Below are 13,116 nucleotides of genomic sequence, written 5' to 3' on the forward strand. Positions count from 1 at the left end.
GGCGGCGCGCACCTCCCGCCGCCCAAGCCTCCTTGACCTTGTCGCGACGTCAGGGTTTCTACTGACCTCATGCGAATCGGCGAGATCGCCGCCCTCATCGGGGTCACCCCGCGGGCTGTGCGGCACTACCACCATCTCGGGCTGCTGCCCGAACCCGTACGGCGGAGCAACGGCTACCGCGAGTACGGCATCCGGGACGCCGTCCTGCTGGCCCGGATCCGGCGCCTGACCGAACTGGGTCTCGGCCTCGACGAGGTGCGCGACGTCCTCGCGGACGACGAGGGCCGCGAACTGGTGGACGTCCTGCAGGAGTTGGACGAGGACCTCGCACGGCAGGAAGCGGTCGTCCGGGAGCGACGCGAGCGGCTCGCCGCGCTGCTGACCGAGGCACGGGACGGGCGCCTGACCGCCGAAGCACCCCTCTCACCGCAGCTCACCGCGCTGCTGGCGGGCCTCGGCGAGCTGCCGGACTCCCCCATGGCCGTGAAGGACCGCGAGATCCTGGCCCTCCTAGACACCGTGGCCCCCGAGGCGGACCGGGTCCGGCTGATGGAGACGCTGTGGGGGATGGCCGAGCACGCGGGCGAGATGTACGCCCTGCTGGACGCCCTCGCCGACAAGGAACCGGACGACCCGGGGGTGACCCGCGCCGCCGCCGCGCTGGCGGCGTTGCTGCCCGACGACCTGGCCGCGAAATTCTCCGACCGGCCCGACGGCGGCCTGACCGACGCCATCTTCGCGGACCTGGCACCGGCCCAGTCGGCGGCGGTGCGCCGTGCGATCGACCTCGCGAAGCACCGGCGGAAAGCCCCGCCATACCGACAGGAACCCCCGTCATGACGACGACGCCGGAGATCCGGACGCCCCTCACCCGGCCCGAAGCCCCCGCGCGTGGACCGGTCCTACGGAAGCTGCGTGCCGTCGCGGTGCTCGCCCAACTCGCCCTGGTGGCCTGCCTGTTCAGCGGAGTTCCGGTGCCGGACGCCGTTCTGCTCGGCGGCAAGGTGCTCCTGCTGGCACTCCTCGCCGCCGAGGCCTACGTCTGGCTGCGGCTACGGCGGCTCGGCCTGTCCCGGCGTCAGGCGCTGGCTCGGCTCGCGCCCGAGCGTCTGGCGCGGTACGTGGCGCACGAGGCACGGATCCTGGCGAGCCTGGTCCGGTGGATCGCCCGCCGTCCGCACGGTGTCGGCGAGGCCGACGGGGTCTTCCCGCACGCCCGTGACCAGGCGGCCATGATGTACGGCCTCACGTTCGTGTGCGTGGCCGAGACGGTCGCCCTGTCGTTCCTGCTCGCCAGGTGGCCCGTCGTCCACGCCGTCCTCCTGGTCGTCGACGTCTACACCGTCCTGTTCGTCCTCGGTATGCACGCGGCCGCCGTCACCCGGCCGCACGTCCTCGCCGGAGGTGTCCTGCGCGTCCGGCAGGCGGCCCACGTCGACATTCGCATCCCCCTCGCCCGGATCGCCTCCGTCCGCCGCGAGTCACTGTTCACCCACACGAAGAAGGACGGCGAACTGAACCTCCCCATCGGCTCCCAGACCTCCCTCACCCTCGAACTGACCGAACCGGTCAACGCGCCGAAGCTCCTCGGCGCCCCGCGCCCCGCACGGGTGATCAGGCTGCACGCCGACGATCCGAAGTCCCTCTACGACGCCGTCACCAGGGCACGGGCCACACCCGCACCCGCGCCTCAGGACGCCGACTGAATGTCCCCCCGCGTGGACGCCGCGATCGTGTCCCGGTGGGCGAAGTCGCCCGGGGGAATGCCGGGATGGTGGCCGAGCGGGGTCGACGGGACCGTCACCGAGGGGCCGAGGGTGAGGCGGGAGACGATGCGGTAGCGGTCGCCCCGGTAGACCGAGTGGACGTACTCGACGGGTCGGCCCGTGGTGTCCGACGTCAGCCGCTCGAAGAGCAGGGCCGGGGAGAGTTCGGGGACGTCGAGGAGTTCGGCCTCGGCCCGGGTGACCACGGTCGGCTCGATCGCCTGGACCGCCTCCTGGACGTGCACGCCGTGCTGTTCCCGCAGGTGCTCGTACAGGTCGCCGGCCTCCAACTCCCGTGCGGACAAGGTCGGTACGAGGTCGGCCCTGATGTGCAGGTGCTCGATGGCCATGGGGGCGCCGTCGACCAGCCGCAGCCGGGCCACGTACACGATCTCGGCGGCGGGCGAGAGGCGCAGCCTGCGGCCCACGCGGGCGCCGGCCGGGATGGTGGTGAACTCCAGCAGGCGGCTCGACCAGGCTCCGGAGGCCTGAGGCGCCGTCATGGTCTGTTCGCCGGAGACGAGTTCCTGGGTGATCTTCTCGGGCGCCACGAACATGCCGCGCCCGTGCTCCCGCACCAGCAGTCCCGCGGCGACGAGTTCGTCCACCGCGGCGCGCAAGGTCGGGCGGGAGACGCCGAGTTGGGCACAGAGGACGCGCTCGGAGGGGATCGCGTCCCCCGGGTGGTGCGACTCGACGAGGTCGAGGATGAAGTCGCGGACCCGCTCCCGTTTGAGTACCGCACCTGGCGCGTCGGCCTTCATGTCGTACTCCTCATGCGCGGAGCCCCTGGTTGACCACCTGACCAGTTGACCAACGGTAGCCCGCAATCGCCCTGTTGACCCGGGCAGTGTAACCACCGCCGGGCGATGATCCTTCCGATCCGCACCGACCCGCACACCAAGTCCCCTTGCGGCAGGAGGGGTTGACGCCCGCATTGGTCTATGCCACCTTCATCCCCGCATCGAGAGGCGAGCTGTCCAGTAGGCCTCACTGGTCAGGTGGTCAGGTGTCCGTTCGTGCATGCCCAGGTGAACCTTCCCCCACACGCCCCACCCCGTCCCGGAGACACCCCATGCCCGCACAGCGTTCCGAGCTCTCCCTCCTCCCACGCCCCACCAAGTCGGCAGTCGGACCAGGGCAGTTCACGCTCGACGCCGCGGCAACTCCGTGATGAACCTGGAGACGTCGACGTCCGGCACCGGCGAGAGCACCAAGCAGACCGAAGTCGTCACCAACACAAGGAAGTTCAAGAACGGCACCTACGCGGCGCGGGTCAAGTTCAACGACGCGCCCAAAGTCGGGGCCGGACGGCGACCACCTCGTGCAGACGTTCTTCACCATCAACGACCTCACGGCACCGCTGGCGGACGACTACTCCGAGTACGACTTCGAGTACCTCCCCAACGGCGGCTGGGGCGAGACCTCCGACATCCCCTACACGACGTCCTGGGAGACCTACCAGGCCGACCCGTGGATCGCGGTCAACCAGCACACCGAGGGCCGGCAGAGCTACAACGGCTGGCACGACCTGGTGCTGACCATCGACAACAGCAGCATCAAGTACTACATCGACGGCCAGCTCTTCGGCACCCACGACGCCGCGTACCTCCCGGAGCGTCCGATGTCGATCAACTTCAACCAGTGGCTGATCGACTTCGGCGGCCTGACCAGCTCCACACCGCGCGCCTACGACGTGCAGGTCGACTACGTCCTGCACGTCAAGGACGAGGTCCTCACGCCGGCGCAGGTGGCCGCCAAGGTCGCGGCGTACCGGGGCTCGGGCACCACGTTCGAGGACACCGTGCCCAGCAGTTGATCGCTCGGGGCGGCGGGCCGCGCACTCGGCGTACGGCGTCCGAGCGCGCGGCCCGCCGTCGCCTAAGCTCCGGCCCATGCGCGTAATGGTCTTGGAGGACGACCCCGAGCTGGGGCCCGTCGTCGCTGCTCAACTACGTGACGCGGGGTTCGCGGTGGACCTCGCGCGCACGCTGGCCGAGGCGGATCTCAAGCTCTCCGTCAATCGCTACGACTGTGTCGTGGCCGACCGCTCGGTCCCGGACGGCGACTCCCTCACCCTGCTCGCCGCACACCGCCGGGCGGGCTCCGTGCTGCCCTTCCTGCTGCTGACGGCGCTGGACGCGGTGAGCGACCGGGTGGCCGGCTTCGAGCACGGTGCGGACGACTACCTGGTGAAGCCCTTCGCCTTCGCCGAACTGGTCGTACGGGTAAGGGCGTTGTGCCGCAGGGAGCAACCCCCGCGACCGTCCGTCCTGCGCACGGGCGACCTGGAACTCGACCTGCCGCGACGCCGGGTGACCCGGGCCGGTGTCCTGCTCAGCCTCTCCGCCAAGGAGTTCGCGGTACTCGAACTGCTGATGCTGCGCGCGGGCGAAGTGGTGACCCGCAGCGAGCTGATCGAGAGCTGCTGGGACGAGGCGAGCGAGCCGATGTCCAACGTGGTGGACGTCCTGATCGGGCAGTTGCGCAGACGCCTGGGGCCACCCGACCCGATCGAGACGGTGCGCGGAGTCGGCTACCGCCTGGGCGGCGAGGCATGAACCGCCGCGGCACCTCACCCGCCGTTGCCCGCCTCCGGCGCACCCGCCGCCTGATGACCCTCCTCTTCGCCTCGACGACGGCGGCCTGTCTCGTCGTACTCGCCGTGGTCGCCATCCGTATCGACTCGGCGTCCCGCCGTTCCGGCCTCGACCACGAGGTCGGCAGCCGCGCGGCGGGGCTGTCGCGGGCGGTCTGGTTCGACGCGGGGGTCCTGCACCTGGAGCCGCTGCGCGAGGACGAACTCGCCCAGGGTGCCCAGGTGTTGGCGGTGTTGCAGGCCACGCCGGGGAAGACGCCGACCGTGCGGAACGTCGTACCCGGACGGTCGTCGCTGCCCGACAAGGACCAGCTGGACGAGGTCTGGCGGTCCGTCCTGGACGAGCAGGGAACGGTCCAAGTCAGCGCCTCCGCGACCAAGGGCGGGCGGCTGCGATGGGCGGCGGCGCCGGTCTGGGACGACGACCGGATCGGGGCGGCGGTACTCGTCGGCACGGAACTGGCACGCAGCGAACACGACCACGACCTCCTCGTGCGCTGGCTGGCCCTCGGCTGCACGGCGCTGGTCTGCTGCGCGGCGGCCGTAGGGCATCTGCTGTCCGGTCGGGCCATGCGGCCCGCGCTTCGGGGGCTGGGTCAGCAGGAGCAGTTCCTGGCCGAGGCGGCGCACGAGCTGCGGACACCGCTGGCGACACTGCGGCTCGTGGTGGAGCGGAACGGCTCGTCCGACGAGGCGCTACGGCTGGTCGACCGGCTGAGTCGGCTGGTCACCGGGCTGCTCGCCAGGGCGCGGCTGGAGTCAGGGGCGCAGCGGGTCGAGCTGGTGCGGCTGCGGCTGGACCAGTTGGTGGAGACGACGGTCGAGGAGTTGCCGGACCACGAGAACGTGACAGTGACGGCCGAGCCGGTGGTGGTGCTCGGCGATCCGGATCTGCTGGCGCAGGCGGTGCGGAACCTGGTGGAGAACGCGCAGCGGCACGGGGGCCCGGCCGGTTCGCCGGTGGAGGTCACGGTCACGCCGGGGCTGGTCACGGTCCGCGACCACGGGGACGGCGTACCACTCGCGGACCGGGAACGCGTGTTCGCACGCGGGGTCACCGGGACCGGTCCAGGCACGGGCGCGGGCCTCGCCATCGTCCGCTGGGTCGCCGGTCTGCACCACGGCACCGCCCGCCTCACGGACGCCCCCGGCGGCGGCCTGCTCGCCGAACTCCGGCTCCCCATGGACCCGGCCCCGGCGTCCTCATCTTCATCTCATGAAGGCCCCGGCACCGTGGGCGCATGAACGCATTGCGCAGCCCAGTCGTGCTGGTCACCACCACCGCCGTGAGCATCGGCGCCGTGCTCGTCGGCCTCAATGTCTACGGCGAGGCCGCCACCCCTTCCGCCGCCCGTGTGGCCGTCCGCGTCGACCAGGTCGGCTATGTGCGCGGCGAGACCAAGCAGGCGTACGTCATGGGGCCCACGAAGGCGCTCGCGGGGGCGCGCTTCAAGGTCGTCGACGCGAAGGACAAGGTGGTCACGGCGGGCAGACTCGGTGCCGTCACCGGCCACTGGAACGCCAAGTTCCCGTCCGTGCGGACCGTCGACCTCTCCGCGCTGGACAAGCCCGGCACCTACCGCATCGTCCTGTCCGGCACCGCGGCCGGCCGCTCCCCCGCCTTCCGGATCGCCGACGCGAGCGAGCTGATGACCCCGCTCGTCCGGGACAACGTCCGCTTCCTCCAAGCACAGCGCGACGGCGCCGACGTGGTGTCCGGCGGGCTGTCCCACGGCCCGTCCCATCTCGCCGACGAGGAAGCGACCGTCTACGCCGACCCGCACTACGACGAGGCGGGCGAAGAACTCCTCGACGAGCACCTGACCCCGACCGGTGTCACGGCCGACGTCGCGGGCGGCTGGTTCGACGCGGGTGACTTCCTCAAGTTCACCGGCACCACCTCCTACTCCACCGCCGAACTCCTGCTCGCCGAACGGGACTTGCCGGACATGGAGTCGCTGTCCGCCGAGGCCGGGCACGGGCTGGAGTGGGTGGACAAGATGTGGGACGGGGACAGCGAGACGCTCTACGCCCAGGTCGGCATCGGCGCGGGCAACGACGCCGTACGGACGGATCACGACGTGTGGCGGCTGCCGGAGGCCGACGACCGGCTCGATGTGTCGCCCGGTGACCCGGACTACACGATCAAGCACCGGCCGGTGTTCCGCGCGAACAAGCCGGGCGAGCCGATCACTCCGAGTCTGGCGGGACGGGTGGCCGCGGTGTTCGCCCTCGCCGCCCAGCGCACGGCCGACAGCGACCCGGACCAGGCGCGGGAGTGGCTGGACAAGGCCGCCGCCGTCTACGACCTCGCCGACACCGACCACGACCCCGACAAGCCGCTCGTCACCGCCTTCCCGAGCGCCTTCTATCCCGAGGACTCCTGGCAGGACGACATGGAGTTCGCCGGTGCCGAACTGGCCCTGGCCGCACGAGACTTGGGCGACGACCGGGAGGCCGACTGGACCGGCGAAGCGGCCCACTGGGCCAAGGCCTACCTGGACTCCGACGTCAAGGGCACCCTCAACGTCGCGGACGTCAGCGCCCTGGCCCATGTCGACCTGACCGCCGCCCTGGACGGCGCCCGCAGCAACGGAGTTGGAGCTGCGGACCTCAACAAGGACCTGCGGCGCCAGTTGGAGGACGGGGTCGACCACGCCGAGCACGATCCGTTCGGGGCCGGTGCGGTCTACGACGACTTCGACGCCGTACCGCACACGTTCGGGCTGGTGGCCACCGCCCGCCTCTACGCCAAGGCCACCGGGGACACGCGCTTCGCGTCCTTCGCCGGGCGGCAGCGGGGCTGGGCGCTCGGCGCCAACCCGTGGGGCACAAGCTTCATGATCGGCGCGGGTGAGGTCTACCCGCACTGCCCGGAACACCAGTTGGCCAACCTTCGCGGCAGCCTCGACGGCAAGGGCGCGATCCTGCGGGGCGCGGTGGTCAACGGCCCCAACGCGGCTGACAAACTGGCGGAGTTGAACAGCTTCCCCACCATGAAGAAGTGCACCGCCGCCCCGCCGTCGGGAGCCTGGACCGACTTCGACGGCAAGGGCTCGCGCTACGTCGACGACGTGGGCGCCTGGCAGACGGTGGAACCCTCGCTGGACTTCACCACGACGGCCCTGCTGGCCTTCGCACTGACCGCGCAGGACGAGGACTAGTGGCCGAGGCTCTGAATCTCCTCAAGTCGCTTGGCCCGCACGGAACATGATCGGCAGGCTGGGCCCCATGACTGGAATCACGGGACTGAGCAAGAAGAACACCTTCGTGCTGACCATCCGGGATGCCGACGTGGTCGCGGAGGCCCTGCGCCAGGCGCTGGCCGGGGCCTCTCCCGAGGAGCGCCCCGGCCTGGAACGCGCCGCCGCGCTCGTCGAGTCCACCGCCGCCGCCGACGACAGTCGGCTGCGCGCCCGTTGGGTCAGGTCCCGGCTGACCGCCGTCGGCTTCGACGGGGACATCACTTCCGTCGCGGCGGTGCGTGCGCTGCGCCGGGCGGAGCCGCGACTGAGCCTGCTGGCCGCCGTGCACCTGCAGAAGGAGGCAGTGGCGTACCCGGAGTGATCCGGCAGCCTCCGGTCACGCGGGGAGTGGAGGCTGCCGGATGCGTGGGGCCGCTCAGGACGTGAGGTAGCAGGACTTGCTCACGCCCGGCAGCGGGTCGGTGCCGAAGGCGGCCGTCGTGCAGGCGGCGGTACCGGTGAACGCCTTGTAGAGGAACCGGCCCCGGGCGCCATAGGCGACGGTCTGCTGTCCGCTGAAGGCACAAGAGCCGCCTTCCGCCGAGCAGTTGGTGGCGTAGCCGACCGGGCCGCCGGTCGCGGTGTAACAGGCCTTCGACTCACCGGAGATGGGGTCGCCGAACGTGGCGTCGGTGCACGCGGTGTCGCCGGTGGCGGTGGCCGTGACGAACGCTCCGTAGGCGCCGTACATCACCGGTTGTCCCGCCGCTGCCGCACAAGTGCCGTTCTGGTCCGCGCACTTGGTCCAGCCACCGGCCGGTGCCCCGGCGGGCGGCAGGTAACAGGACTTGGCCACACCGTCGATGGGATCGCCGAAGTGGGCGTTGGTGCAGGCGACGGAGCCGTTGGTGACCTGGTGGACGAAGTTGCCGTTCGCGCCGTAGGCCACGTCACGGTTGTAACCGGGCACGGCGCAGGTGCCGTTCTCGGCCGCGCAGGCGGTGTATCCGGGCGGGCCGCCGACGTCGGCGACGTAGCAGGACTTGACGAGGTTGGCCGCCGGGTCGCCGCCGAAGGAGTCGTTCGAGCACGCGCTGCTGCCGGTCACCGTCTTGTACGTGTACGTCCCGGCGCCGTAGGCCACCGAGCGGGTGCCGCTGAAGGAGCAGGTGCCGCCCTCGCCCGCGCACCGGGTGTAGCCCGCGCGCAGGGCGCCGGTGCCGGGCTGGGTGGGCGCCGACGGATTGCCGAGGCCGGTTGCGGAGACGGTGTAGCTGCCGGGGGCGACACCGGTGAGGTAGACGTAGGTGTCGTCCTGGCTGCCGCCGGTGATGCCGGAGGTGGGCGTGAAGGCCCCGTTCTTCCATACGACGGTGCCGTTCACGGTGACCGTGATGTCGCCGCCGAGTTTCGGGACGCCGATACGACCGCTGCTGCCGGACGGGCTGGAGAGGGTGGCCGAGTAGGTGCCGGCCGACGGGTCGCGGGACCAGGACGCGTTGATGGCGCCCTGGGGCATGGTGATGCGGCCCTGGGCACTGGTCAGGTCGCCGGGGTGCGGGACGAAGCGGTAGGCGCCGGTCGCCGACTCGGGAGCGGTGCCGAGCACGTCGAAGGTGAGCGTCGAGGTGGGCGCCGTGGACCAGCCGTGCGCGAGGCTCATGAACGAACCGCCGTACGCCGGACCGCCGTCGGACTGGATGCCCTCCCAGAACGTGCTCTTGGTGCCGATGTCGCTGTCGAGCATGTGACCCCAGGTGCGGCGGATCTGGTCCAGGGCGGTGAAGTCGTCGTTGGCGGTGAAGCGGGCGTTCAGCTCCATGCCGCCGGCGAACGGCGAGACGTTGCCGCCCCATTCGGGCGTGGTCGGGCCGTAGATGCCCCAGTTCTTGCCGAGCCCGGTGATGATGCTCTTCGACTTGGCGGTGGAGTCGCTCAACCCGTACCAGACGGCAAGGGAGTTGCCGTCCTGCGGGTACAGACCGCTGCTCGGGTTGTCCTTGTACATGCCTTTGGAGGCGTCCCAGAGAAGGGAGTTGGCGGCGGTCTTGATCGCGGCGGCCTTGCTGTTCCAGCTCGCGGCGAGCGCGCTGTCGCCCTCGACCGTGGCGAGCGTGGCACCGCCCTTGAGGGCGCCGTACAGCAGCGCGTTGGCGGAGATGTTCTCACCGCCCTGGCCGACCCGGGCCCAGTCCTGGGTGCGGGTCACGTTGAGGAGGTTGTTGCCGTCGATCTTGTTGGTGATGAAGGCCATCCCCCGCTTGTAGTTGGCCCATTCGGAGTCCAGCCACGACCGGTCGGCGGTGTACGTGTAGTACGTGGACGTCCCCAGCAGGGTCCACGTGTGGTACGTGTCCGAGCCGGTGAGGTTGAACGGCGGCCCCGACCAAGGGATTTCACCCGCGGACGACTGCGCGTTGTACATCGTGGTGAGCGCGTTGCGGGTCGAGGTGAGGTCGTTCGAGTACGCGTACTGCGTCGGGACGGCGATGCCCATGTCGCCGGGCCACACCGTACGGTCACGCTTCGCTCCGTCGACCAGGACGGAGTCGCCCACGCCGACGGTGGCGCTGTTGTCCCAGGCCGAGGAGGGCGGGGGCCAGGCGCGGCCCTGGTTGGAGGCGATGGTGTTCAACTGCACGGTGTACGCCCCGGCGTACCAGATGCGGTTGAGCAACTCGTCGCTGGAGGTGAAGTAGTTGGCGTAGTCCGCCGGGTTGGTTTTCCCCGGGGCCGCGGTGAAGTTGAGGCTGACGCCCTTGAGGTCCACCCAGCCCGAACTGTCAATGAAGACCGTCAAGTAGCGGAATCCGCCCCGGAGTTGAGCGGTGGGCACGGTGTAGGTGCCGTTCGCGGAGGGTGTGGCGTAGAGGGCGCCGTCCTCGCCGTCACGGCCGCTGCTGCGGTCGCTGTTGTTGCCCACGTACAGCGACGACTCACTGAAGGCCAGGCCGACGCGTTGGCCGCTGGAACTGGTGCTGCCGAATGACAACGTTACCAATCCGCCGACTTCCTTCCCGAAGTCGAGCGTGACGGCGGACTGCGAGCCGGAGATCCGGGTCGCCTGCCCGTTGAGGACGTTCGTCGGGTTCGCGACGCTGCCGGACGTGCGGTAGACGGCGGTCGGCTTGAGGGTGCGGGAAGTCGGCGAGTAGTTCACGGCATCAAGTGCCGCCTTGGGGGCGGGCGTTGCGGTCGCCGGCGCCGCCCCGGCGGACAGGGCCGGGGTCACGGCCAGCGCGGCGACCACCGTCATGGTGAGCCCAACCAGACGGCCCGGTCTGGGGTTTCGGTTCTGCGGTGGCCTGCGGCGGCGCATGAGTGCCTCCCGGATCGGTGGGGGAACCAGCAGCTCAACTGGACAACCAGGCATATGAATCGATTCAAACGGATTGATCGCGGGGGCCTGGAAGTGGAAGAGCAACGGGTACGCGAGATGACTCGCCGAAGTTCGCACCGATGATGGGCGCCGGGCGAGCGGGTGTCAACCCATCGCGACAGCCCTCAACTCCCGCGAAAAAAGCGCACCTTACGACATTGACAGGGTCGCACCAAGCCGGTTCACTGCGACGAGGGCGGGTAGAGGTATGGACCATTGATCCACAGCTGAATCCATTCACACCCAGCGTCCCCCATCGTGAAATCGAGGCGAGTTCCGGTGTCCCTACATGACGTCGACATCGTTGTCAGACCACGGTTCCTCAGCTTCCTGCTGACGGCCGCCCTCGCGTTCGTGGCGCTCGTTCCGATCGCGTCGCCGGCGTCCGCCGCCACCCAGGTGTGCGTCCTCGCCTGCGACACGCTCGACCCGTCGCAGGCGAGACAGGAAACGTTTCCAGTACCGGACAAGACCCTCAACGGACGCGTCGTCCGGCTCCATGTGTCCGACGCGGACGACATGGCGTGGGCCAGCATCGACAACGGCACGTCCGGCGACGCGGTGTGGTTGGACCGGTCCTGGGACGGCGGCGTCACCTGGGACGGTCTGCTCGGCAAGGCGAGCATCCCGAGCACCTGGACCGGTACAAGGACGCTGATGTACAACATCACCGACCCGCGCAACCACAAGCGCGGCCTGGTCCGGGCCTGCGGCGACGCGGCCGGCGTCGGCTGCACGAACTGGGTCTACCCCACCGTCTGCGACACCGCCTGCGACGGCACGAGCGCGTCCCAGGCGGCGGGCGACGACCAGCCGGTCCCCTCGACCACCCTGTACGGCCGCACCATCCGCCTGCACGTGGACCAGAAGAACTCCATGGCCTGGGGAAGCATCGACACCGGTGGCGCCGGGGACGAGATCTGGTTGGACCGTTCCTGGGACGGCGGCCCGACCTGGCCGGACGGTTCCTCCCTCGGCCGTACGAGCACCCCGTCCGGGGCGACCACGACCCGCACCGCGATGTACGCCGCCCGTGATCCGCGCGGGCTCCTCTACGGCGGCGCGGTCCGCGCGTGCGGCCGGGAGGCGAGCCACAACGAGGGCAGCTGCACGGCGTGGTACCGGCCCGTACCGACGAAGGCGCGCGCCGCGGCGGACGCGCTGATGACGTCGTACGACCCCTACAACGGCTGGTGGCCCAGCAGTTGGTGGAACTCGGCAGCGACCCTCACCTCCGTCATCGACTTCGCGAAGACGACCGGCACGCACGACTACGACTGGATCATCGCCCGCACCTTCGACCAGAACAAGGGAGTCTTCCCGGCCGGGACACGCAGTTCGGACGCGATCGAGGGCGACTTCATCAGCCGGTCGATCGACGACTCGGGATGGTGGGCGATCGCGTGGATCGACGCGTACGACTACACGCACGACGCCCGCTACCTCAACGAGGCGGTCACCATTGCCAATTACGTCCAGCAGTACTGGGACACCAGCACCTGCGGCGGCGGTGTGTGGTGGGACCGTGAGCGGACCTACAAGAACGCGGTGACGAACGGGCAGTACCTCTGGCTGACCACCGCGCTGCACCAGCGCATCGCCGGTGACACGGTCTGGCTGCAGCGGGCGAAGACGTCGGCGGCCTGGTACAAGGCCAGCGGGATGATCAACTCCTCGGGTCTGGTGAACGACGGGCTCTCCTCGTCCTGCGCCAACAACGGTTCCACCGTGTGGAGTTACAACCAGGGCCTGGCCATCGGCGCCTTCACGGAACTGTGGAAGACGACGGGCGACAGCTCGATGCTGAGCACGGCGCGGACGCTGGCGGACGCGGCGATCAGCAACTCGCAGCTGACGGTGGGCGGAGTACTGACCGAGTCCTGCGATGTCGGTTCGGCGTCCTGCGACGACAACCAGAAGCAGTTCAAGGGCATCTTCATGCGGAACTTCGCCGACCTGGCGAAGGCGACCGGTTCCACGACCTACCGGACGTACATCCAGAAACAGGCCGACACCCTGTGGGCACTGGACCGGTCCACGCTCAACGCCCTCGGTGAACGCTGGGCGGGCACGAGCCCGAACCAGACCGATTGGCGTACACAGGCCAGCGCGCTCGGAGCGCTCACGGCGGCTGCGGGGAGCTGAGCGCAGGGTGGGTGTCCGACACCTGGGTAAAGGTCAGCCTGG

At 70.0% G+C, this 13,116-nt stretch carries 9 protein-coding genes and 1 pseudogene; 8 read left to right on the plus strand and 2 right to left on the minus strand.

The features are described 5' to 3' along the window. Positions 1-69 precede the first annotated feature (69 nt). A complete protein-coding gene (locus OG504_RS10280) occupies positions 70-840 on the plus strand; it encodes a MerR family transcriptional regulator (protein ID WP_405989507.1) in 771 nt (256 codons plus the stop codon). Further along, positions 837-1,706 carry a hypothetical protein gene (locus OG504_RS10285; RefSeq protein ID WP_405989508.1) on the plus strand — a complete coding sequence of 290 codons (870 nt, stop codon included), beginning with the start codon at positions 837-839 and terminating at the stop codon, positions 1,704-1,706. Before OG504_RS10280 ends, OG504_RS10285 begins: the two co-directional genes overlap by 4 nt. Here OG504_RS10285 and OG504_RS10290 read toward each other — a convergent pair. Continuing rightward, a complete protein-coding gene (locus tag OG504_RS10290; protein WP_033281679.1) occupies positions 1,691-2,530 on the minus strand; it encodes a GntR family transcriptional regulator in 840 nt (279 codons plus the stop codon). The genes OG504_RS10285 and OG504_RS10290 overlap by 16 nt on opposite strands. 391 nt (positions 2,531-2,921) lie before the next feature. Between OG504_RS10290 and OG504_RS10295 the strand changes: the two are divergent. The 5 genes and pseudogenes from OG504_RS10295 to OG504_RS10315 form a co-directional block, all read left to right on the plus strand. Next, positions 2,922-3,585 (plus strand): annotated as a pseudogene (locus tag OG504_RS10295) (glycoside hydrolase family 16 protein); the annotation flags it as partial. A 76-nt stretch (positions 3,586-3,661) separates the two neighbouring features. Then, complete coding sequence (locus OG504_RS10300) at positions 3,662-4,327, plus strand: winged helix-turn-helix domain-containing protein (RefSeq protein WP_405989509.1); 666 nt, start codon at positions 3,662-3,664, stop codon at positions 4,325-4,327. Continuing rightward, on the plus strand, positions 4,324-5,610 hold the full coding sequence (locus OG504_RS10305) for a sensor histidine kinase (RefSeq protein ID WP_405989510.1): 1,287 nt from the start codon (positions 4,324-4,326) through the stop codon (positions 5,608-5,610). The genes OG504_RS10300 and OG504_RS10305 overlap by 4 nt, the downstream gene beginning before the upstream one ends. Further along, the gene (locus OG504_RS10310) at positions 5,607-7,529 is read left to right on the plus strand and encodes a glycoside hydrolase family 9 protein (protein ID WP_405989511.1); all 1,923 of its coding nucleotides are present in this window, start codon (positions 5,607-5,609) and stop codon (positions 7,527-7,529) included. Before OG504_RS10305 ends, OG504_RS10310 begins: the two co-directional genes overlap by 4 nt. A gap of 67 nt (positions 7,530-7,596) precedes the next feature. Beyond that, positions 7,597-7,932, plus strand: coding sequence for a hypothetical protein (locus OG504_RS10315; RefSeq protein ID WP_405989512.1), 336 nt, complete (start codon positions 7,597-7,599; stop codon positions 7,930-7,932). A gap of 54 nt (positions 7,933-7,986) precedes the next feature. Here OG504_RS10315 and OG504_RS10320 read toward each other — a convergent pair whose 3' ends face one another. After that, on the minus strand, positions 7,987-10,806 hold the full coding sequence (locus OG504_RS10320; RefSeq protein ID WP_405989513.1) for an MGH1-like glycoside hydrolase domain-containing protein: 2,820 nt from the start codon (positions 10,804-10,806) through the stop codon (positions 7,987-7,989). Between the two features lie 402 nt (positions 10,807-11,208). On the opposite strand from OG504_RS10320, the gene OG504_RS10325 reads away from it, so the two are divergent. Further along, a complete protein-coding gene (locus OG504_RS10325; RefSeq protein ID WP_405989514.1) occupies positions 11,209-13,074 on the plus strand; it encodes a glycoside hydrolase family 76 protein in 1,866 nt (621 codons plus the stop codon). Positions 13,075-13,116: the final 42 nt, after the last annotated feature.

This window comes from Streptomyces sp. NBC_00986 (assembly GCF_045162565.1).
Classification (GTDB): domain Bacteria; phylum Actinomycetota; class Actinomycetes; order Streptomycetales; family Streptomycetaceae; genus Streptomyces.